This is a genomic window from Amycolatopsis kentuckyensis (genome assembly GCF_041679295.1).
Classification (GTDB): domain Bacteria; phylum Actinomycetota; class Actinomycetes; order Mycobacteriales; family Pseudonocardiaceae; genus Amycolatopsis; species Amycolatopsis kentuckyensis_A.
Window position 1 is genome coordinate 214,098 of record NZ_JBGDMD010000012.1, and the last position, 21,081, is coordinate 235,178.

Here is a 21,081-nt window from a genome sequence, read left to right on the forward strand (position 1 = left end):
ACTCATTCAAGACGCCCGCCGGCCGGTTCCGGCGCCGGGCAAACGCGCTTCAGGCGCCCGGTGCCGGGGCGAGGCCCAGCTGCCGGGCCTGGCACACCAGCCGCCCCTGGGAGTCGACCACCGTCGCGTCCGAGTCGAACCACGACTCGTGGACCGACCTGGACTCCACCACCACCCGCAGCCACCCCGGCGCCGGCCGCGTCCGCAGCAACGCCGTCAACTGGACCGTCGGTGCCCACCCGATCCGCCCCAGGTTCATCACCACCGGCGGGTTCACGTCGGACGCCAGCAGCGTGAAGTACGGATCCACCAGCCCGTGCCGGGGCCGCACCCACAGCCGCATCCGGGGCGGCTCGCCCGTGCGGCCCGCCAAGTACCCCGCCGTCGCCGGGTCCAGGCGGACCTCGCACCCCTTGGCCAGGTTGAACGGCCCCTCCGTGCTCTCCGCCATCGCCAGCGCGCCCGGGGACGGCTCGGCGGGCATCGACGGCACGTCCGTCCACTCCGGCCGCCGCATCGGCAGCCGGCCGGTCGTCACGCGCGCCTCGACGCAGCTGCGGCCGCGCTGCTCCAGCCGGACCTCGACCACCGTCGCGCGGCGGCCGACCTTGCGGACGTCCGTGCGCAGCAGCACCGGGCCCAGCGCGGGCGCGTGCAGGAACTCCGCGCTGACCACCAGGGGCTCCGCGTGCGGCTCACCGCGCTCGTGGAGGGCGGCGATCGCCGCCTTGGCCAGCAGGGCCAGCAGGAAACCCCCGTGCGGGTGCGAGCCGATGGCCCACTCCGCACGCAGCACCGCGGTGAAGGTGCCGTCCCCCAGCGACCGCGCCGCACTCGCCGTGTCGAAGGACACGGCGGTGCCGTCCGTACCGCTCACGAACGCGCCGGGCCAATGGGTAAATCCGGGCAGGTGACGATCAACGAGCGCGACGGGTTCACGGTCCGAACTTTACGTGTTCGATCCCGGTAAATGGACCCGGGAGTAGTCGTGTCCGCGCAATTACTGCCCGAGGTGGAATCGCGCGAACAGCAATGCCTCCGCCAGATCACGGACCCGCTCGGCACCGGTGACGGCGTGCCGGGTGTTGATCTCCAGCACGATCTGGCCGCCGAAACCGCTGCTGACCAGCTTCTCCAGCAGCGCGGCGCAGGGCTGGCCACCCCGCCCGGGCACCAGGTGTTCGTCCTTCGGGACGCCGGTGCCGTCCGCCAGATGGACGTGCGAGAGGCCTTCGCCCATCCGCTCGGCGAGCGCGAGGGCGTCCATCCGGGCTGCCGCTGTGTGGGACAGGTCGAGCGTGTAGTGCCGGAAACCGACGTCCGTCGGGTCGATCGACGGCCGGAACGCGGAGACGCGCGAATTCTTCGAACCACCCGGCGGGCGCACCTTGAACATGTTCTCGACGGCGATTTCGATCCCGCTGGACTCCTCCAGCTCGTCGACGAGATCACCGAAGGCGTCGCCGTAGCGCCGCTGCCACCGGAACGGCGGGTGCACGACGACGGTCCGCGCGCCGAGCTCCTGCGCGGCCTCGACGGACATCCGCAGCCGCACGACCGGGTCCGGCGACCAGATCCGCTGCGTGATCAGCAGCGACGGCGAGTGGATCGACAGCACGCGCACCCCGGTCCGGCGCGACCACCGGCGCAGGGCGCTGACGTCCTGGCTGACCGCGTCGGCCCACACCATGACCTCGACGCCGTCGTAGCCCAGCTCGGCGGCGAGCTCGAAGGCGGTCCCGGCCTTGAGGGGCCACACGGACGCCGTGCTGAGCCCGACGGGGACCGGCTGCTCGTCTGTCACGCGCGCCATCCTGCCTCGTCACCGAGGGTGCGGAGCAGGGGCACGCGCGGAAGGGGACGCGGATCTCACCGCGTCCCCGCGCGCGTCAGCGGCCGACGAGCAGCAACGCCGCCGGCGAGACCGTCACCACCAGGCCGACCAGCACCGCCAGCACGGTCGTCTGCAGGTCCTCGGCGCGGCGGATCTTCCGCACGATCCAGACCAGTGCGACGACCACCAGCAGCGCGGCCACCAGCGCGGCGGCCGGGATGTTCACCCACAGCCAGTTGAAGCCGAGCCACACGGCCGCGCCGCCGACGACGCCCAGCGCCAGCTGGCCGGCCAGCGCCAGCCACGCCTTGCCGGGCGAGGCCGTGGGCTCCGGCTCCGCGACCGGCTCGGGCGCGTCGTCGTACTCGTCGTCCTCGTAGCCGTCGGCCTGCTCGTAGCCGTAGTCGTCCTGCTCGAAGTCCGGGCCGCCGTCCGGGTAGCCGTCGGCGAACTCGCGCTCGTACGGCGCCAGGTCGTCCGGGATCGGCGCCCGCGACGCGCGGTCGCCGGGTGCGAACGGCATCGGCGGCGGGTACGCGCCGGTCGGCGGGCCCGCGTCGTACGCGGCCTGGTAGCCGCTGCTCTCCGGCGCGAAGCCGTCGGGCTCGAAGTCGTCTTCGGGGTAGCCGTCGGCCGGGGTGTCGCCGGGCACCACCGGCATGACGCCGATCTCGGTGTCCTCCAGCTGCTCCTTCTGCCGGCGCTTGCGCCAGTTCGCGAGCCCACCCGGCGTCGACGGCTCGTCGGGCTTCGCCGGCGGCGCGGGCGGCGGCGGGGGCTGCTCGTGCACGACGGCGTCGAACTGCTCGGTGTAGGCCTCCTGCTGCGGCTGCGGACGGCGGGCCGGGCCGCGGCGCGGGCGCCCGGGCGCGGCCGGCGGCGTCGCGAACTTCCCGCTGGCCATCGGGGGCGGCGGGACGTCGACGTCGGCGTCCGGGGTGCCGTTGAGGCCGTCGAGCCGGGCCGACAGCGGCCCGCTGGGCGGCGGCGTCGGCAGCTGCTGCGACGGCTGGGGCGGCGGGACCGGCAGTTGCTGCGAGGGCGGCGCGGGACGGCGCCGGACCGGCGGGACGGCCCCGCGGGTCTCCTCGGCTGGCGGCGGCGTGGGCAGCTGCTGCGACGGCTGCGGCGGCGGGGTCGGCAGCTGCTGGGACGGCTGCGGGGGTGGCGGCTGGCGCCGCGGCGCGCGCGGCGGCACGGGCAGCGGCGCCGACTCCTGCGGGCGCGAGAACTGACCGGACTCCTGCGGCGGCCGGCTGAACTGGGTCGGCTCCTGCTGCGGCGGGCGCGCGTACTGGCCGGACTCGGCGCCACCGGGCGCGGGGCGGGCCGGCGGGGGCGGCGGGACCGGCCGCGGCAGCGGCTGCGAGTCCTGCGGGACCGCGCGGGGCGCGGGCGGCGGCGGGGAGGGCGGCTCGGCGCGCCGCCGTCCGGTGGGCCGGTTCGGCGGGGGCGGCGTGCCTTCCGAGGCGACGCGGTCGATGATCGCCTGCGGGCCGGTGTCGCTCACGCCCGGACGGCGGTGCGAGCCGGTCGGCCCCGGGGTCTCCGGGGTGGCCGGCTCGTCGTCGTCATCGGCCGCGCGGCGGCGGCGACGGCGACCGCCGTCGACCTGGGCACCGTGCTGGGCGAGCAGCTCGGCCACGGTCTTCTGCGGCTGGTCGCCTCCGGTCTGGTCCGTCATACCTGGTCGTCCCCTGCGCGCTCTGGGTTCTCGGCACTCGGCGAAGCGGTACCTGACGGCACGCCGGCGGCGCCGCGCGCGCTGTACGCCGACCTCTGCATGTCCGTCACCTCTCCACCGTGCCCGTTGTCCGTCCGGGAAGTCCAGCCGCGTGCTTTCACCGGTCCTCCTGTGCGCCGAAGCGCCCCACGAGGGCGGCTCCAGTCTCATCCGCGCCGTTCGAATGGTCCAGCCGCCGCAGGATGACACCCTCTCGCAGAGCCCACGGGCAGATCTCGAGTTCCGCCAAACCGAGCGCCCGCATCGTGGCCTGCGCGACGAGCGCGCCCGCCACCAGCTGGTGCGACCGGCTCGGGCTGACGCCCTCGAGCTGGGCCAGATCGGCCGACGTCATCCGCGAGATGAAGGCCAGGAGCTGGCGCAACGCGGTGTCCGTGAGCGTACGTCGGACGCGCGGGCCCGCCGCCGAGGGGGCGGCGCCGGTCAGCCGGGCGAGGGACCGGAACGTCTTCGACGTCGCGACGACGCGGTCGGGTTCACCCCATTTGGTGACCTTGCGGGTGAGGTCGGTGAGCTGGTCGTCCAGCCACGCCGACGTCGCGACGAGCTCGGAGCGCGTCGGCGGGTCGTGCTTGAAGCGGGTGCGCGTGGTGCGGCCCGCGCCCAGCGGCAGCGATTCGGCCAGGACGGGCTCTTCGTCGCGGCCCATCGCGATCTCCAGCGAGCCGCCGCCGATGTCGAGCACGAGCAGCTGCCCGGCGGACCAGCCGTACCACCGCCGGACGGCCAGGAAGGTGAGCCGGGCTTCGTCGGTACCGGAAAGGACCTGCAGCTCGACGCCGGTCTTGTCGGCGACACGGGCGAGGACCTTGGCCGAGTTCTTCGCTTCGCGGACGGCGGACGTGGCGAACGCCATGACTTCCTGGCAGCCGAGCCGCGCGGCGGCGTCCTTCGCGGATTCGACCGCGGTCACGAGGTCGTCGGCACCGGCCTTGCTGAGCTCGCCACCCGGGGTGAGCTGCTCGGCCAGGCGCAGCACGGACTTTTCGGAATGCATCGGCGTCGGGTGGGCGCCACGGTGGGCGTCGACCACGAGCAGGTGGACGGTGTTGGAACCGACGTCGAGTACCCCTAGGCGCACGGGGGTCCACGGTACCGGCCCCAGCGCCAGGTCTCGAACTTGTAACCGAAAACACTCGGTGCGGTACCGCCCCGGCGCGCCTCCACGCGGGAGCGGTACCGCCCAAAAGGGACTTACGTCTCGAACTTGTAGCCGAGGCCGCGAACCGTCACCAGGTGCCGCGGCGAGCCCGGGTCCGGCTCGATCTTCGAGCGCAGCCGCTTCACGTGGACGTCGAGCGTCTTCGTGTCGCCCACGTAGTCCGCGCCCCACACCCGGTCGATCAGCTGGCCGCGTGTCAGCACCCGGCCGACGTTGCGCAGCAGGTACTCCAGCAGGTCGAACTCCTTGAGCGGCAGCGACACCTCGGCGCCGTCCACCGTCACGACGTGCCGCTCGACGTCCATCCGGACCGGGCCCGCCGACAGCACCAGCGGGGCCAGCTCGCCGTCAGTGCCCGGCTCGCCGCCGCGGCGCAGGACCGCGCGGACCCGCGCGATCAGCTCACGCGCCGAGTACGGCTTCGTCACGTAGTCGTCCGCGCCCAGCTCCAGGCCGACGACCTTGTCGATCTCGCTGTCGCGCGCCGTCACCATGATCACCGGCACGGCCGAACGCTGGCGCAGCTGCTTGCAGACGTCGGTGCCGCTCATGCCGGGCAGCATCAGGTCGAGCAGCACGATGTCGGCGCCGTTGCGGTCGAACTCCTCCAGCGCGGCCTGGCCCGTCCCGGCGACGGCCGCGGTGAACCCTTCCTTGCGCAGCAGGAAGGCGAGGGGGTCGGCGAACGACTCCTCGTCCTCGACGATGAGAACCCTGGTCACAGGTTTCCTCCATGATCTGGGCTGTCCTGCCCGGTAACCACGAGCCTCGGGGTGCGCTCGGGGGTCTTCTCCTGCCGAGGTGCCGGCGAGGTCTTGGCGCCCTTGGCCGGCTCCGTGGCCGGCTCGGGGCGGACGTGCGCGGGGATGCGCAGGGTGAACGTCGAGCCGGTGCCCGGCCGGCTCCACAGCCCGACCGAGCCGCCGTGGTTGGCCGCGACGTGCTTGACGATCGCCAGGCCGAGCCCGGTGCCGCCGGTGGCGCGCGAGCGGGCCTTGTCGGCGCGGTAGAAGCGCTCGAACACGCGCTGCTGCTCGTCCTCGGCGATGCCGATGCCGCGGTCGGTGACGGCGATCTCGACCATCCCGTCGGCCAGGCGCCTGCTGATCGACACCGGGCTGCCGGCCGGCGAGTACGCGACGGCGTTCTCCAGCAGGTTCGACAGCGCGGTGACCAGCAGCGTGCGGTCGCCCTCGATGAGCAGGCCGCTGGGGGTGTCGGTGGTGATCCGGATGTCGGCCGACTCGGCCGAGAGCGTCGTGCGGCCGAGCGCCTCGCGGACGACGGCGTCGACCTCGACGACGTTGAGGTCCGGCAGCCGCTCGGCGCCCTGCAGGCGGGACAGCGCGATCAGCTCGGTGACGAGCTGGCCCAGGCGCGTCGACTCGCGGAGGATCTTGCCGCCGAAGCGGCGGACCTCCTCGACGTCCTCGGCGGCGTCGAGCACGGCCTCGGTGAGCAGCGCGATCGCGCCGACCGGGGTCTTGAGCTCGTGGCTGACGTTGGCGACGAAGTCGCGGCGGACGGCCTCCAGCCGGATGGCCTCGGAGTGGTCGACGGCCTCGACGACGGTGAAGCCGTCGCCGAGCGGCCGGACCTGGCCGAGCACCGCCTCCGGCTGGCGGCCGCGCGCTTCGAGCGGCGAGAGATCGATTTCCAGCGGTTCGTCGGTCTCGACGACCTGCTCGGCGGCCTTGCGGGCCCGCGGGTCGGCCTGGTTGACCTTCACCAGCCCGAGCTCGTAGGCGCGCGGGTTGTGCAGCACCATGTCGCCGAACCGGTTGAGGACGACGACGCCGTTGTGGGACGAGCGGACCAGCCGTTCGAGGAGCTCCGCGACGGTCGGGCCCGGCGGCCGGGCCTCTTCGCGCCGGGTACGAGCCCGGGCGATGAGGTAACCGGCCACCGCACCGGCCACCAGTGCTCCGATGGCCAGTGCGAGTGAAACAGGCGTGGTCACAGGCCGATCGTAAGCTGAGAAGTGGCCCTTCGGCCTAGCGTTGTCCGCCTTGTCGTGAGCACCGCGACACCTGGCGAGGACATGTTCGCCGGTGCTTCAGCCCGCGTTCACCCGATCGATTCCGCGGCGAGACATTCCGGGTGAATCACCCGGCGGTGTCGAGGGTCTTCAGATCGTCGTCGGTGAGCTCCAGGGCGGCCGCGGCGACGTTCTGCTCGAGGTGCGCGACGTCGCCGGTGCCCGGGATGGCGAGCACATGCGGTCCTTGGTGGAGGGTCCACGCGAGCCGCACCTGGGCCGGGGTGGCGTCGTGCCGGCGGGCGACCTCGGCGACGCGCGCGTCCTCGCCCGTCCCGCTCGCGACCGCGAAGAAGGGCACGAAGGCGATGCCGTGCTCGGCGCACATCCTGACGATCTCGTCGTCCTCGCGGCGCGCGGTGAGGCCGTACTGGTTCTGGACGCAGACGACCGGCGCGATCGCGAGGGCCTCGGTGAGGTGCGCCGGCCCGATGTTGGAGATGCCCAGCTCGCGGATCAAGCCCTGTTCCCGCAGCTCGGCGAGGGCGCCGAAGCCGTCGGCGAGCGAGCCTTCGCCGCGGTCGAGCGCCTGGCCGATCCGGTAGTTGACGACGTCGAGGTGGTCCAGACCCAGCTCACGCAGGTTCTGCTCGACCTGGGCGCGCAGCTGCTCCGGCCGGGCGGTGTAGAAGGTGCCCTCGTAGTCGCGGCCGGGGCCGACCTTGGTCGTGATCGTCAGGTTGTCGTAGGGCGAGAGCGCGCTGTTGATCAGCTCGTTCGCCGAGCGCGGGCCGGCGAAGTAGAACGCGGCGGTGTCGATGTGGTTGACGCCGAGTTCGACAGCCCGGCGCAGCACGGCCAGCGACGTTTCGCGGGCGCGGATACCACCGTCCGAAGTGGACATCAGGCGCATCGCGCCGAAGCCGAGCCGGTTGACTTCGAAGGAGCCGAGCTGCCAGGTGCCCGCCGCGGCGGCGGGGAGGGTCGTGTTCGTGGTCATGGCTCCAGCTTTCCGAGGGAGCGCCGTTGACCTCCGCGTTTGGCATCTTGCTGCCACACTGGAATGCGTGGAGAGAGTCAGTGACGTCGTCGTCGTGCGCGGCGAAGCCGAGCTGTTCGAGCGCACCCAGCACCTGTTCGCGACCGCGACCGAGATTTCGTGCGCGGCCCGCGACCTGCACACCTGGTCGGTGGCGCACCCGAGCGCGCCGGAACGCGAGCAGGCCGTGCGCACGACATCGGTGCGCAAGATGTACCTGCCCGGCGTCCTGTTCGACCCGGCATTGGCCGAGCACCTGCGGTTCATGGCGACGCACGGCGCGCGCATCCGGATCACCGAGCGCGAGGTCAACGAGACGATCCTGCTGGACCGCCGGATCGCGATCGTCGCGGGCGACCACGTCGGCGGGGTCCGCAGCTACACCGTCGTCAGCAGCCCGGAGCTGGTCCAGGGCATCCAGTCGCTGTTCGAGGCGGCCTGGGCGGGCGCCACCGACCTCGAGTCGTACCAGGCGCGGTTCACCGAGCTGGGCGCGCGGGAGATCCTCGAGCAGCTGGCGTCCGGCTGCAAGGACGAGACGGCGGCCCGCGCGCTCGGCGTCGGCCTGCGGACGTACCGGCGGCGGGTGGCGGAGCTGATGGAGGTCCTCGGCGCGTCGTCCCGGTTCCAGGCCGGGGCCCGGGCGCGCGAGGCCGGGCTCCTGTGAGACGAGCGGTCCTGGCGCTGGTCCTGACGACCTCGGCGTGCACGTCGGCGATCTCCGGCACGGCCACGCCCCTCACCGGCAACCTCGCGCTCGTCAACGCGCCCGGGACGGCCGCCGCGCTCGACGCGGTGAAGACGGCGGCCGAGGCGGTGTTCAGCTATGACTCGGCGAACCCGGCGGCGTTCGACCAGGCCGTCGCGGCGAACGTCACCGGGGCGGCGAAGGACCAGCTCACGACGCTGTTCGACACCATCAGGAAGACCCCGCAGCCGGTCCGCCTGATCACGCGGGTGCGGCAGGCGGCGGCGCTGGAGTTCACCGGCGACCGGGTCCGCGAACTGGCCGTGCTCCAGCAGGACAGCGGCACCACGAAGGGGCTGGCCACGGCCGCGTTCACCGCGGTGCGGACCGGCGGCCGCTGGCAGCTTTCGGACCTCGCGCTGAACCCGGCGCAGCCGCCGCCGCCCGCACCGCACCCGGACGACGGCAGCCTGGCCGGCCTGCGCGATTCGGCGCTGGCCGGCGCGCGCACGGCCGCGGGCGCGTTGTTCACGACCGACAGCGGCGACCCGGAAGGCTCGTACGCGCGGGCCGAAGCGGTCTCGGCCGGGCCGTTGCGGGACGACTACCGGGCGAAGAAGGCGACGTACGTCGACGCGATCCGCAAGAGCGGCACGAAGGTGGCGCTCGGGCCGGACCCGATGGCCGGCGTCACGACGCTGACCGGCGGCGCGGCGACGGTGCTGTTCTTCACGACGCTGAAGGTGACCGGCCCGGCCGGCAGCGCCGACCGCCCGTTCACCACGGAACTCGACCTCACCCGCGTCGGCACGACGTGGAAGGCGACCGCGGTCCGGACGGTCGGCGCCGCCTGAAAAGCGTCAGCGACCCTGGTTGGCGACCGCCGCGGCGGCTTCCTTGGCGGCCTCGGGGTCGAGGTACTCGCCACCGGCCTTGACCGGCTTGAGGTCGGCCGTCAGGTCGTAGCGCAGCGGGATGCCGGTCGGGATGTTGAGGCCGGCGATGTCGGCGTCGGAGATCCCGTCGAGGTGCTTGACGAGCGCGCGCAGCGAGTTGCCGTGCGCGGCGACGAGCACGGTCTTGCCCGCGCGCAGGTCCGGCACGATCTCGGACTCCCAGTAGGGCAGCAGCCGTTCGACGACGTCCTTGAGGCACTCGGTGAGCGGCGCGTCGTCGCCGAGGTCGGCGTAGCGGGGGTCGCCGGCCTGGCTCCACTCGTCCTTCGGGTCGATCGGCGGCGGCGGGGTGTCGTACGAGCGGCGCCAGAGCATGAACTGCTCCTCGCCGAACTCGTCGAGGGTCTGCTTCTTGTTCTTGCCCTGCAACGCGCCGTAGTGGCGCTCGTTGAGGCGCCAGTCGCGCTTCACGGGGATCCAGTGCCGGTCGGCGGCGTCCAGCGCGATGTTCGCGGTGGAGATCGCGCGGCGCAGCAGCGAGGTGTGCACGACGTCCGGCAGGAGCCCGGAGTCGGCCAGCAGCTGCCCGCCCTGCCGGGCTTCGCCTTCGCCCTGCTCCGACAGCGGCACGTCCACCCAGCCGGTGAACAGGTTTTCCGCGTTCCACGTGCTCTGCCCGTGCCGCAGCAGCACCAAAGTCCCAATCTCGGCCATGGGTCTCAGCCTGCCATGACGGACCAGCCGGCCGACTGGTGACCTCACGTCCTACGCAGAGTGTGTTACTACGAAGTAACACCTCACCCTTCGACAAGTCCGAGCGCCAACAACGCGCAAAATCCGCGCTTCAAACTGCACACCGTTATCGCGGCGAGTGAAGTTCACTCGAACGGACTAGTGGGTAGTCTTGTGATTACAGGTCGAGATCTGACAGGTTTGCTTACGTCCCGAGCGGCCGGATTCCACGCACTCCCCGGCCGGTTTCGGGCTTCGACCGCGGCTCGTCTCCCCCTGCCGAGCCGCGGCCCGCCGGCCCCGATGGCACCCCCCTCGTCACCGGGTCCTGATCGGCGGGAACTTCAGCGGGGCGGCTCGAGATCGCGACTCCCCCCTCCCTCGAGCCGTCCCGCCTGCCCCGCTCACCCCCGCCCCTCGTCCCAGCCGCAGTCAGCACCGGAGACCCGGGGTCAAGGGTGAGCGAAGCTCATCGCGAAGCGACGCCGAAGGCGCCCTTGAGGCCGGGTCTCCGGTGTTGAACAATCGAGGGATGAGGAGCGGGGGAAACCCAACTCACCCCTCAATGGTCTCCGGCTTCACCGGACGGCGCCGCCGGTTCAACCGCCAGCCCAGCCACGCGAGCGGCACGATCACCAGCAGGAACGGCGCGATCGCCCCCACCACGGTCAACAACCCGCCGCCGAAGGTCAAGAACGCATCCCACCCACCAGCCAGCCCACCAAGGAACCCACTCCGGTCCTCCGCGGGAGCCGGCGGCGGAGCGGCCACACTCCGGATGCTCATCGAAACCGTCGCCATCGCCACACTCCCGGCAAGCGAGTTCCGCTGCTGCTCCAACGACTCCAGAGCCGACTCACGACTGGTCAGCTCACTCTCGATAGAAGTGATGTCCGACACCGAAGTAGCCTGCGAAAGCAGCGCCCGAATCCGCTCCACGGACTTCCGCTGAGTGGTCAACCGAGCCTCGACATCGACAACCTGCTCAGTCACATCCTGAGTGTTCAACTCCCGCTTGACCAGCGAAGAACCCAAGTGCGACAGCTGGTCCAACACCGGATCCAACCGCTCCGCGGGCACGGCCAGCGACAACGTCGCCAAGTCTTCCCCCGTGCTCTCCTGCCCGGTGTAACCCCCAGCCCCCTGCGCGATCCCCCGAGCCTGAGCCACGACGTCGACGACCTTGGGCGCGGTCAGCTCCAACCGCGCACTACGCGAAAGCTTCCGGTCGGTCGCCCCCGGCTGCGGGGCCGCCACCTTCGAATCGGCCTTGCCCCCGGTCCCCTGCTGCGGCGCCGCCGGGACCTTCGCCACCCCACCGGCACTGTCCGCCGTGGACGATGCCCCGTTCTCCGCCGCCGAACAGCCGGCCAGTGCGAAAACCGCCGCCGCGCCCGCAAGCGCCGCTCTCCATCGAGTCCGCATCGTGCGTCTCCCTCCAGTTCGACTGGCGGTGAGACGGATGTCCGGTTCAGGGCCGTTGCACGGCCCGGGTCACGACTCGGTCAAGCCCGGTTCGCGTGGCTCCGCGAGGTGCTTGAACGCCTGCAGGTTCGCCAGCGACTCGCCGCGGGAGACGCGCCAGTCCCACTCGCGCTTGATCGACGTCGCGAAGCCGATCTCCAGCAGCGTGTTGAAGTCGCCGTCGGCGGCTTCCAGGACCTGGCCGAGCACCTTGTCCAGCTCGTCGGCGGACATCGTCTCCTTGCCGAACCGGCCGACCAGGTAGATGTCGCCGAGACTGTCCACTGTGTAGTGAACTCCGTAGAGCTTCGCGTTGCGCTGCAACAGGAACCGGTAAACGTCCTCATGGGACTCATCGGGACGGCGGCAGACGAACGCCTCCACCGAAAACGCGTGGTCGCCGTCGACGAGCCACGCGTTGGTCTGCAGCTTCTTCGTGCCGGGCAGCGTGACGAAGTACTTGCCGGGACCGCGTTTGTCGTACTTCAGCTCCGCCGAGTCCAAAGTAGACTGGATCAGCTGGTCCAGGCTCACACCGCCACCTCCGTACGCAGGTCCAGAGCGTGCCGGAACGCGCTCGTCGCCTGAGCATAGATGTCCAGCAGCGCGTCCGTCGTACGACGCCAGGAGAACCGCCGCGCGTGCACGACGGCGTTCGCGCCCAGTTCGGCGCGCCGGTCCGGGCGCAGGGCGACGGCGGCCAGCGCGGTCGCCCACTCGTCGGCGCCGTGGCCGGGCACCAGCAGGCCGGACACCCCGTGCGGCACCGCCACCGGCAGGCCGCCGACCTCGGCCGCGACCACCGGCGTCCCGCAGGCCTGCGCCTCCAGCGCGACCAGGCCGAACGACTCGTTGTAGCTGGGCACCGCGACGACGTCGGCGGCGCGGAACACGCGGGCGAGCGCTTCCCCGGGCTGCGGCGGCAGGAACCGCACCTGCCGCTCGATGCCCAGCGAAACCGCCAGCTCGCGCAGGGCCTGCGGCTGCTCCAGCCCGGTGCCCGACGGCCCGCCGACGACCAGCACGACCAGCCGCGGGGCCAGTTCGGGACGGCGGCGCAGCAGGGCCGCGGCGGCGTACAGCAGGACGTCCGGTGCCTTCAACGGCTGGATCCGGCCGGCGAAGGCCAGCACGACGTCGTCGTCGGCCAGGCCGAGAGAAGCCCGCGAAGCCGCCTTCGAACCCGGCGTGAAGCGGTCGAGGTCGACGCCCGGCGGCACGACGTGCACCGCGTCCGGCTCGGCGTCGTAGAGGTCGATGAGCTGCCGCGCTTCGACAGCGGTGTTGGCGACCAGGCGGTCGGCTTCGGCGACTACCTGCTCCTCGCCGATCACCCGCAGCCGCGGCTCCGGCTTGTCGCCGTCGGCGAGCGCGGCGTTCTTGACCTTCGCCAGGGTGTGCGCGGTGTGCACCAGCGGCACCGACCAGCGGTCGCGGGCGAGCCAGCCGACCTGGCCCGAGAGCCAGTAGTGCGAGTGGATGAGGTCGTAGTACCCGGGTTCGTGGAACGCCTCGGTGCGCAGGACCCCGGAGGTGAACGCGCACAGCTGGGCGGGGAGCTCGTCGCGGCCCAGCGGCTCGAACGGGCCGGCCTGGACGTGCCGCACCGTGACACCCGGCGCCAGCTCGGCCACCGGCGGCTGGTCGGACGCCGTCGCGCGGGTGAACACCTCGACCTCGACGCCGCGGCGGGCCATCTCGGTCGCCGTCTGGCTGATGTACACGTTCATCCCGCCGGCGTCGCCGGTGCCCGGCTGCTCCAGCGGCGAAGTGTGCACCGACAGCACCGCGATCCGGCGAGGGGCAGCATCGAACCCCCGGATGGAGCTGGTCACCTGGTCACGTCTCCCGCGTTGCTTCAGCATTCCTCGGCGAACTGCCGCAGTACCGCGTCGAACTCGTCCGCGGACTCGGCGAAGGGCGCATGCCCCCCGTCAAGGAACCAACGCCCGACAGCGCCCGGAATCTTCCCGAGGGCGTGCTCGGCCGCCGACGGCTCGATCACCCGGTCGGCCGTCCCGTGCGCGACCAGGGTGGGTTTGTCCAGCCTGACCAGCACGTCCTCGCTGCCGACGTCCCGGCGGAACAGCGCCGAACGGACCGCGGGCGGCACGCTCAAAGAAGCGCCGAGGAGGGCTTGAGCCTGCGCTCCCGGCACCGGCCGCGCGACCATCCCGCGGCTGAACTCGGTCAGCGCGGGGACCGCGATGTCCGGATCGTCCGAAAGCATGGCGCGCATGTGCTCGCGCATCAGCGGGCCGACGCGTCCGCCCGGCCGGTCGCGGCCGATTTCGGTGATGGCGCCGACGAGCACGACCCCGCGCAGCCGTGCGGTGCCGTGCACGCGGATGTGGTCGGTGAGCACGAGGCCGCCGTACGACCAGGCGACGACGATCGCGTCCGGCCCGGCGAAGTCGAGCACCGCGGCGAGGTCGTCGGCCCAGGCCACCGGGTCGTCGTAGCCGGCCGCCGGGACGTCGGAGGCGCCGTGGCCGCGCAGGTCCACCGCGACCAGCCGGAACCGCTCGGTCAGCGCGGGGTCGGCGAGCTGGGCGGCCCAGCAGCCGGCCGACTGCGCCCAGCCGTGCACGAACACGATCGGCCTGCTGTTCCCGTCCCCCTCGACCCGCAGGCCGAGCCGGACCCCGCCGTGCCCGACGACTTCGGTGCGCACGGTCTACTTCGCTCCCAGCGACTTCCAGGCCGACCAGCTGTAGTTCCAGTCCTTGACGTCCGAGGCCATCGGCGCGCCCAGCTGGGAGCCGGTGATCTCGACCGGGTCGCCGATCAGCGCGGAGTCGAAGAAGTCCTTGGCGTCGGCCTCGAGGAGGTTGACGCAGCCGTGGGAGTTGTTGTTCTTCCCGATGTTGGCCGCGTTGTCCTGGTTCTCGTGGATGTACTCGCCGTGGTTGGAGAACCGGCAGGCCCACTTCTTGTTGACGTTCGTGTAGCCGTAGCGGGCGTTGTCGAAGACGGCCGTCGGCTCCTTGCTCATGATGATGTAGGTGCCGTTGGGGGTGTTGCGGTCGACCTCGGCGTCCAGGCCGTTCGCGCACGGGTAGCTCTTGACCTGCGACCCGCCCCGGAAGACGCGCATCTGGTGGTCCGGGGTGTTGACCTTGACCACCTGGTTGCGGCCGATCTTGAACTTCGTGGTGACGTCGGCCTTGCCGTACGCGCCGCCGCCGAGCTCGACGCCGTAGAGCTTCGCCTCGACGCTCACGGTGATGTTCTGCGGCCAGTACTCCTTCGGCCGGTAGTCGACCTGGCTGTCCGACAGCCAGCCCCAAGCGCCCTCGACGTCCTTGTCCGTCTTCACCGACAGCGCCTTCTCGACGGCCGCGCGGTCCTTGACCGGCGACGCGAACTTGACGCTGATCGGCATGGCCACGCCGACCTGCTGGTTGTCCGCCGGGTTGAGCGTGGCGCGGATCTGCTTGGCCGGGCTGATCGTGGTGAACGTGCCGGTGAGCTCGACCGGCTTGCCGTCGCTGCCGGTGGCCTTGGCCGCGTAGGTGTAGGTCTTGCCGTAGCCGAGCGGCTCGGAGCTGGTCCAGGTGAGCCCGTCCGGCGCGGTGTCGCCCTTGACGGGCTTGCCGCCGTCGGCGGTGACCTTGCACTCGGTGAGCTTGCCGTCGGCGACCTTGACGGTGACCGGCTTGAGGACCGAGGCGTCCTTGGCGTTGACGGCCGGCTCGGCTGTGATCTTCGCCACGGGCTGCGCGCCACCGCCGTCGGCACCCGCCGCGCCGGTGGGGAACGCCGTGCCGTCGTTCGTGCTCGAACACGCCGCGGCGACCAGGGCGGCCCCCGCCGCCAGTGCGGCCTTGAAGACCGTGCGCCGTCCGATCACCGAAACCTCCTGGTTTTCCCCCGCCGACCAGCGGGCACAAGCCCTTAGCGCTGGTGGCCCGCCCGACGTTACCTGCCGAAAGGTAAAGACCATCCGATCAGGTGGCTACGCGTTTGTCGACAAAGACGTCCCATACACGTCCAGGTTGCCCGGTTCGGCTCAAATCACGCAGTTGATCAGCAAAGGTTCAGGGTGCAACCGGACGCCGAAGCGCTCGTACACGCCGTCGCGGACTTCGCGGGCCAGGGCCAGCAGGTCGTCCGTCGTCGCGTCGCCGCGGTTGGTGAGGGCGAGGGTGTGCTTCGTCGACAGCGAGACGCGGTTCCCCGGCCCGGGGTACCCCTTGGCGAAGCCGGCGCGCTCGATCAGCCAGGCCGCGGACAGCTTGACGCCGCCGTCGGCCGGGTACTGCGGCGCGTCGGTCCCGACGCTGTCGGCGATCCTCTGGAGCACGGCGTCCGCCTCGGCCGACGGGACGATCGGGTTGGTGAAGAAGGAGCCCGCGCTCCACGTGTCGTGGTCGTCCGGGTCGAGCACCATGCCTTTGCCGCGACGCAGCTTCAGCACGGCTTCGCGCGCTTCGGCCGCCGGGACGCGGGCGCCGATCTCGACGCCGAGCGTGCGCGCCAGCTCGGCGTAGCGGATGGGCGCGGAGAGGCCGTCTTCGCGGATCTCGAAGCGGACCGAGAGGACGACACCGGTGTCGGTGCCCTTCAGGACGCTGGTGCGGTAGGCGAAGCCGAGCTCGTCGGCCTTGAGTGTGCGCACTTCGCGCGTCCGGCGGTCGTACAGCTCCAGCGAGACGATGGACTCCGCGACTTCGCAGCCGTACGCGCCTACGTTCTGGATCGGCGTCGCGCCGACGCTGCCCGGGATGCCGGAGAGGCATTCGAGCCCGCCCAGGCCCGCTTCGACCAGGCCGGCGACGAAGCCGTCCCAGTTCTGGCCGGCCTCGACCTCCACGACGTCTCCGTCGCGGCGCCAGCCGGTGTTCGCCACCTCGACGAGCGTGCCGTCGAAGCCCGCGTCCGCCACCACCAGGTTGGAGCCGCCGCCGAGCAGCAGCACCGGCTCGCCCGCCGCGTCGGCCTCGCGAACCGCCGCGACGAGGTCTTCGCTGGTCACGGCGCTGACGAACCGGCGGGCGGGGCCACCGAGGCGCAGCGTCGTGTACGCCGAGAGCTTCGGGAGGGCGGGAGTACGGGCGGTGTTCACGCGTCTGACGGTACTGTCCGGCTCATGGGATCCCGGATCGAGCACCGCGCTGAGTTCGCCGCCGACGTCCCCGCGACGTACGCGGCCGTCGCGGGCGAAGCCGCCCTGCGCGCGCGGCTCGAGCAGCTCGGCGGGCACGACGCGGCCCTGCTGTCGTACGAGGAGTCCGGCACGGACCTGCGCTACGAGCTGCGGCAGGGGATCAGCGCGGACAAGCTGCCCTCGGCGGTGCGGACGCTGCACAAGGGCGACCTGCTGGTGACCCGCACGCAGACGTGGCGCGTGAGCAACGACGGCACCGGCCGCCAGGGCAACGCGACCGTCGAGGTCGGCGGCGTCCCCGGCGAGATCAGCGCGCGGACGGCGCTGCTGGCCAACGGCGACAAGACGGTGCTGCGGATCAGCGGCGAGGTGACGGTCCGGATCCCGCTGTTCGGCGGGAAGCTGGAGAGCGTGATCGCCGAGCAGGTCACGAAGCTGCTGGAGCGCGAAGCCGAATTCACGGCGAAGTGGCTCACCGAGGCCGCCTGAGTCCGGTCGGCGCGCCGACCCGCGGCACGACCAACCCGAACCGCCTCCGCCGGGTCGACCGGTGGATCACGTACTCCCCCGCGACGACCCGGCTGCTGCGCGCGGCTTCCTCGCCGTTGGTCGTCGACCTGGGGTACGGCGCTTCCCCGGTCACGACGGTCGAGCTCGCGCGATGGCTGCGCCGGGTCCGGCCGGACGTCCGGGTGCTGGGTCTGGAGCTGGATCCGGTGCGGGTCGCGGCCGCGTTGCCCGCCGCGTCGCCGCCCTTCCTGGACTTCCGCCGCGGCGGGTTCGAGCTGGCCGGGACGCGGCCGGTGCTGGTGCGGGCGTTCAACGTGCTGCGCCAGTACGCGGAGGACGAGGTCCCGGGCGCGTGGGCGCTGGTGCTGGACTCGATGGCCCCGGGCGGCCTGCTGGTCGAGGGCACGTGCGACGAGATCGGCCGGCTGTCGACGTGGGTGCTGGTGTCCTCGGCCGGCCCGATGTCCCTGACGCTGTCGATGCGGCTGGCGGGGCTGGACCGCCCGTCGACGATCGCCGAGCGGCTGCCGAAGGCGCTGATCCACCGGAACGTCCCGGGTGAGCGGGTCCACGCCTTCCTGTCCGCACTCGACACCTGCTGGGCGACGGCGGCACCGCACCAGGCGTTCGGCGTCCGGTCCCGCTGGCTGGAGACGGTCCGGTTGCTGGTGGGGCGCGGCTGGCCGGTGCTCGGGCCACCGTCACGCGTCCGGCCGGGCGAGCTGACGACCCCCTGGTCCGCGGTCGCTCCAGCGTCTTGAATGACTCATTCAGGTCTTCGGAGGTCCTGAATGACTCATTCAAGACACCTGTTCACCGGTCCACCCCCGCTGCGTCACCCCGAAGTGACCTGCGGTGATCACCATTGAGTCGTGGAACTCCTGGGGCACGTCACCGAGCTGCTGCGCGGCGCGCTCGGCTCGCCGTGGCTGTGGGTGCTCGTCTTCGCCGTGTCCGGGCTGGACGCGCTGCTGCCGTTCATGCCCAGCGAGACGACCGTCGTCACCGTCGCGGTGCTGCTCGGGCCCGACCTCGCGGACCTGACGCTGCTCGCCGCCGTCGCCGCGACCGGCGCGTGGGCCGGTGACTGCCTCGGGTACGCCCTCGGCCGCGTCGCCGGGCCGCGGGCGATCGCGCGGCTGCAGCGCGGGGCCGACGGGCACCGGCGCTACGAATGGGCCCGCGACCAGGTGCGGCGCAACGGCGGGCTGCTGATCGTCGCCGCGCGGTACCTGCCCGGCGGCCGCGTCGCCAGCGCGCTCGCGACCGGCAGCCTCGGCTACCCGCTGCGCCGGTTCGTCCCGCTCGACCTGGCGGGCGCGGCGATCTGGGCGGTGTACAGCGTGCTGATCGGCCTGGCGGGCGGCGCCGCCTTCGCCGACGAGCCGGTGAAGGGCCTGCTGCTGTCGTTCAGCCTCGGCCTGGGCTTGGTGTTCGCCATCGAGACCGGGCGGCGGCTACGGTCGGCCCATGCTCGAAGCGATCGACGTCCACGCGGACGCTCTGAAACGGGCGGCGCTGAAGGCGGGTCCGGCGGCGAAGGTGCCGAACTGTCCGAAGTGGACTGTCCATGACCTGGTGACGCACGTCGCTTCCGTGCACTGCGCCGCCATCGGCCTGGTCCTGGACCGGCCGGTGGCACCGTCGCCGCCACCGGAGTGGGTAGACGTGCTCGGTTGGTGGGATGGGCAGCGCCTCGCCCTGCGGGAAGCCCTGGTGCGAGACCCCGGATCGCCGTGGACCGGCCGATTGGCCCACGCCACGGCGATCCACCGCCTCGACGCCGAATCCGCCCTCGCCCGGCCCGGGCCGGCGCGCCTGTCCCCCGAGTTCGCCCGGGGGGCCGATGACCTGGTTTGCGCCGTCGTACTGCCGGGTTCGGCCGGGTGCGGCAGCGGGGACCGGCTCCCGGCCGGCTGACCGGCACGGGGGAGAATGCCGTCGTGACCGCTCCCGAACGCCGCTACGTCATCACCTTCGGCTGCCCCGACCGCACCGGCATCATCGCCCGGATCTCCGGGTTCCTCGCCGAGCACGGCGGCTGGATCGTCGAAGCGGCCTACCACACCGACCCGGACACCGGCTGGTTCTTCACCCGCCAGGTCGTCCGGGCCGACTCGCTGCCGTTCGACGCCGAGGAGCTGCGCGCCCGGTTCGCCGAGGTGGCCGCGGACCTGTCCGCGGAGTCGAACTGGCAGGTCAGCGACACCGGCGAGCGGCGCCGCGCGGTGGTCCTGGTGTCCAAGGCCGGGCACTGCCTGTACGACCTGCTCGGCCGCGTCGCGTCCGGTGAGCTGGACGTCGACATCGCGGCGGTGATCGGCAACCACGAGTCCCTCGCGGACATCACCCGCGCGCACGGGATCCCGTTCCACCACGTGCCGTTCCCGGCCGACGGCAAGGCGGAGGCCTTCGAGCACGTCCGCAAGCTGGTCGACGAGCACGACCCGCACGCGGTGGTGCTGGCCCGGTTCATGCAGATCCTCCCGGCCGACCTGTGCCGCGAGTGGGCCGGCCGGGCGATCAACATCCACCACAGCTTCCTGCCGTCGTTCATCGGCGCGAAGCCGTACCACCAGGCCCACACGCGCGGGGTGAAGCTGGTCGGCGCGACGTGCCACTACGTGACGGCGGACCTCGACGCGGGCCCGATCATCGACCAGGACGTCATCCGCGTCGACCACGGCGACTCGGTCGAGGACATGGTCCGCAAGGGCCGCGACATCGAGAAGGTGACGCTGGCCCGCGGTCTCCGGTGGCACCTGGAGAACCGGGTGCTGGTGCACGGCAACCGCACCGTCGTGTTCTGACGCGGTTGCCGTGCCCTCGATCACGCGCCGATGGTCGACGCGTCGATGACGAACCGGTAGCGGACGTCGGAGTTCTCGACGCGCTCGTAGGCCTCGTTGACCTTGTCGGCCGAGATCGTCTCGATCTCCGCGCCGATGCCGTGCTGCGCGCAGAAGTCCAGCATCTCCTGGGTCTCGGCGATGCCGCCGATCATCGAGCCGGCCAGCACCTTGTTGCCGCCCAGCAGCGAGAAGGCGTTGTAGGACAGCGGTTCGCCGGGCGCGCCGACGTTCACCATCGCGCCGCCGACCCGCAGCAGGCCGAGGTAGGAATCCACCGGCAGCTTGGCCGACACGGTGTTCAGGATGATGTCGAACTTGCCCCGCAGGACGTCGAACGTCGACTCGTCGCTCGTGGCGTAGTACGCCGAAGCGCCCAGCTTGAGCCCGTCCTCCTGCTTCTTGAGGCTCTGGCTCAGCACGGTCACCTCGGCGCCCATGGCGGCGGCGATCTTGACGGCCATGTGGCCGAGCCCGCCGAGGCCGATCACGGCGACCTTCTTGCCGGGGCCGGCGCCCCAGTGGTGCAGCGGCGAGTAGGTGGTGATGCCCGCGCAGAGCAGCGGGGCGGCGACGTCGAGGTCGATGCCCTCCGGGATGCGGCAGACGAAGGCGTCCTTCACGACGATCTGGTTGCTGTAGCCGCCGTAGGTGTTCTCGCCGTCGAAGCCGACGCCGTTGTACGTCTGGACGTTGCCCTTGACGCAGAACTGCTCGGTGCCGGCCAGGCAGTACTCGCACTCGCCGCAGGAGTCGACCATGCAGCCGACGCCGACGCGGTCGCCGACCCGGTACTTCGTGACGTCCGACCCGACCGCGGCGACGACGCCGGCGATCTCGTGGCCCGGGACCATCGGGAAGATCGCCTGGCCCCAGTCCTCCTTGGCCTGGTGGATGTCGCTGTGGCAGATGCCGGCGTAGGCGATGTCGATCAGCACGTCGTCCGGACGCAGGTCACGGCGCTCGATCGTGGTCGGCGCCAGCGGCGCGCCGGGCGCCGGAGCGGCGATGGCGTGCGTGGTGGTGCTCATGGAACCCTCCAACTTCAAGTACCGTTGCCTCGTAAGAGGCCTCT

Annotated in this window: 22 protein-coding genes; 7 read left to right on the forward strand and 15 right to left on the reverse strand. The window is 72.0% G+C overall.

Going from position 1 to position 21,081, the window contains the following annotated elements; all coding sequences use genetic code 11:
• Positions 1 to 49 precede the first annotated feature (49 nt).
• The 7 genes from ACERZO_RS41195 to ACERZO_RS41225 all read right to left on the reverse strand — a co-directional run bounded on the left by ACERZO_RS41195 (position 50) and on the right by ACERZO_RS41225 (position 7,718).
• The gene (locus tag ACERZO_RS41195; protein WP_372671411.1) at positions 50 to 877 is read right to left on the reverse strand and encodes a thioesterase family protein; all 828 of its coding nucleotides are present in this window, start codon (positions 875 to 877) and stop codon (positions 50 to 52) included.
• Positions 878 to 1,000: 123 nt separating this feature from the next.
• Positions 1,001 to 1,813: a sugar phosphate isomerase/epimerase family protein gene (locus ACERZO_RS41200; protein ID WP_372671412.1), complete on the reverse strand. Its 813-nt coding sequence runs from the start codon at positions 1,811 to 1,813 to the stop codon at positions 1,001 to 1,003.
• A gap of 76 nt (positions 1,814 to 1,889) precedes the next feature.
• Positions 1,890 to 3,518: a hypothetical protein gene (locus tag ACERZO_RS41205; protein ID WP_372671413.1), complete on the reverse strand. Its 1,629-nt coding sequence runs from the start codon at positions 3,516 to 3,518 to the stop codon at positions 1,890 to 1,892.
• Positions 3,519 to 3,675: 157 nt separating this feature from the next.
• The gene (locus ACERZO_RS41210; protein WP_372671414.1) at positions 3,676 to 4,659 is read right to left on the reverse strand and encodes a Ppx/GppA phosphatase family protein; all 984 of its coding nucleotides are present in this window, start codon (positions 4,657 to 4,659) and stop codon (positions 3,676 to 3,678) included.
• Positions 4,660 to 4,772: 113 nt separating this feature from the next.
• Positions 4,773 to 5,462 (reverse strand): response regulator transcription factor, encoded by a 690-nt coding sequence (locus ACERZO_RS41215; protein WP_086680214.1) that lies wholly within the window; start codon positions 5,460 to 5,462, stop codon positions 4,773 to 4,775.
• Positions 5,459 to 6,700 carry a sensor histidine kinase gene (locus tag ACERZO_RS41220; RefSeq protein ID WP_372671415.1) on the reverse strand — a complete coding sequence of 414 codons (1,242 nt, stop codon included), beginning with the start codon at positions 6,698 to 6,700 and terminating at the stop codon, positions 5,459 to 5,461. The genes ACERZO_RS41215 and ACERZO_RS41220 overlap by 4 nt, the downstream gene beginning before the upstream one ends.
• 145 nt (positions 6,701 to 6,845) lie before the next feature.
• A complete protein-coding gene (locus ACERZO_RS41225) occupies positions 6,846 to 7,718 on the reverse strand; it encodes an oxidoreductase (RefSeq protein WP_372671416.1) in 873 nt (290 codons plus the stop codon).
• Positions 7,719 to 7,785: 67 nt separating this feature from the next.
• Here ACERZO_RS41225 and ACERZO_RS41230 point away from each other — a divergent pair, with 67 nt between their 5' ends.
• A complete protein-coding gene (locus tag ACERZO_RS41230; RefSeq protein ID WP_372671417.1) occupies positions 7,786 to 8,424 on the forward strand; it encodes a DNA-binding response regulator in 639 nt (212 codons plus the stop codon).
• The gene (locus tag ACERZO_RS41235; RefSeq protein WP_372671418.1) at positions 8,421 to 9,299 is read left to right on the forward strand and encodes a hypothetical protein; all 879 of its coding nucleotides are present in this window, start codon (positions 8,421 to 8,423) and stop codon (positions 9,297 to 9,299) included. Before ACERZO_RS41230 ends, ACERZO_RS41235 begins: the two co-directional genes overlap by 4 nt.
• Positions 9,300 to 9,305: 6 nt before the next feature.
• Here the strand turns inward: ACERZO_RS41235 and ACERZO_RS41240 are convergent, their stop codons facing one another.
• The 7 genes from ACERZO_RS41240 to ACERZO_RS41270 form a co-directional block, all read right to left on the reverse strand.
• Positions 9,306 to 10,055: a phosphoglyceromutase gene (locus tag ACERZO_RS41240; protein WP_372671419.1), complete on the reverse strand. Its 750-nt coding sequence runs from the start codon at positions 10,053 to 10,055 to the stop codon at positions 9,306 to 9,308.
• Positions 10,056 to 10,628: 573 nt separating this feature from the next.
• Positions 10,629 to 11,498 carry a DUF4349 domain-containing protein gene (locus ACERZO_RS41245; RefSeq protein ID WP_372671420.1) on the reverse strand — a complete coding sequence of 290 codons (870 nt, stop codon included), beginning with the start codon at positions 11,496 to 11,498 and terminating at the stop codon, positions 10,629 to 10,631.
• 69 nt (positions 11,499 to 11,567) lie between these two features.
• Positions 11,568 to 12,071 carry a YbjN domain-containing protein gene (locus tag ACERZO_RS41250; RefSeq protein WP_086684658.1) on the reverse strand — a complete coding sequence of 168 codons (504 nt, stop codon included), beginning with the start codon at positions 12,069 to 12,071 and terminating at the stop codon, positions 11,568 to 11,570.
• The gene (gene mshA / locus ACERZO_RS41255) at positions 12,068 to 13,402 is read right to left on the reverse strand and encodes a D-inositol-3-phosphate glycosyltransferase (protein ID WP_372671421.1); all 1,335 of its coding nucleotides are present in this window, start codon (positions 13,400 to 13,402) and stop codon (positions 12,068 to 12,070) included. Before mshA ends, ACERZO_RS41250 begins: the two co-directional genes overlap by 4 nt.
• The gene (locus ACERZO_RS41260; RefSeq protein WP_372671422.1) at positions 13,396 to 14,211 is read right to left on the reverse strand and encodes an alpha/beta fold hydrolase; all 816 of its coding nucleotides are present in this window, start codon (positions 14,209 to 14,211) and stop codon (positions 13,396 to 13,398) included. The genes mshA and ACERZO_RS41260 overlap by 7 nt, the downstream gene beginning before the upstream one ends.
• A gap of 3 nt (positions 14,212 to 14,214) precedes the next feature.
• Positions 14,215 to 15,390, reverse strand: coding sequence for a L,D-transpeptidase (locus tag ACERZO_RS41265; protein ID WP_372671423.1), 1,176 nt, complete (start codon positions 15,388 to 15,390; stop codon positions 14,215 to 14,217).
• Between the two features lie 159 nt (positions 15,391 to 15,549).
• Positions 15,550 to 16,605 carry a UDP-N-acetylmuramate dehydrogenase gene (locus ACERZO_RS41270; protein ID WP_372671424.1) on the reverse strand — a complete coding sequence of 352 codons (1,056 nt, stop codon included), beginning with the start codon at positions 16,603 to 16,605 and terminating at the stop codon, positions 15,550 to 15,552.
• Positions 16,606 to 16,629: 24 nt separating this feature from the next.
• Here ACERZO_RS41270 and ACERZO_RS41275 point away from each other — a divergent pair, with 24 nt between their 5' ends.
• From ACERZO_RS41275 to purU, 5 genes are all read left to right on the forward strand, one after another.
• On the forward strand, positions 16,630 to 17,136 hold the full coding sequence (locus ACERZO_RS41275) for a DUF2505 domain-containing protein (RefSeq protein WP_372671425.1): 507 nt from the start codon (positions 16,630 to 16,632) through the stop codon (positions 17,134 to 17,136).
• A complete protein-coding gene (locus ACERZO_RS41280; RefSeq protein WP_372671426.1) occupies positions 17,115 to 17,918 on the forward strand; it encodes a class I SAM-dependent methyltransferase in 804 nt (267 codons plus the stop codon). The genes ACERZO_RS41275 and ACERZO_RS41280 overlap by 22 nt, the downstream gene beginning before the upstream one ends.
• Before the next feature lie 111 nt (positions 17,919 to 18,029).
• Complete coding sequence (locus tag ACERZO_RS41285; protein ID WP_372671427.1) at positions 18,030 to 18,731, forward strand: DedA family protein; 702 nt, start codon at positions 18,030 to 18,032, stop codon at positions 18,729 to 18,731.
• Complete coding sequence (locus ACERZO_RS41290; RefSeq protein WP_372671428.1) at positions 18,628 to 19,077, forward strand: maleylpyruvate isomerase N-terminal domain-containing protein; 450 nt, start codon at positions 18,628 to 18,630, stop codon at positions 19,075 to 19,077. The genes ACERZO_RS41285 and ACERZO_RS41290 overlap by 104 nt, the downstream gene beginning before the upstream one ends.
• A 23-nt stretch (positions 19,078 to 19,100) precedes the next feature.
• The gene (purU, locus tag ACERZO_RS41295; protein WP_372671429.1) at positions 19,101 to 19,967 is read left to right on the forward strand and encodes a formyltetrahydrofolate deformylase; all 867 of its coding nucleotides are present in this window, start codon (positions 19,101 to 19,103) and stop codon (positions 19,965 to 19,967) included.
• Positions 19,968 to 19,987: 20 nt separating this feature from the next.
• On the opposite strand, the gene ACERZO_RS41300 is transcribed toward purU, so the two are convergent.
• Complete coding sequence (locus ACERZO_RS41300; RefSeq protein ID WP_372671430.1) at positions 19,988 to 21,037, reverse strand: NAD(P)-dependent alcohol dehydrogenase; 1,050 nt, start codon at positions 21,035 to 21,037, stop codon at positions 19,988 to 19,990.
• Between the last annotated feature and the right edge of the window lie 44 nt (positions 21,038 to 21,081).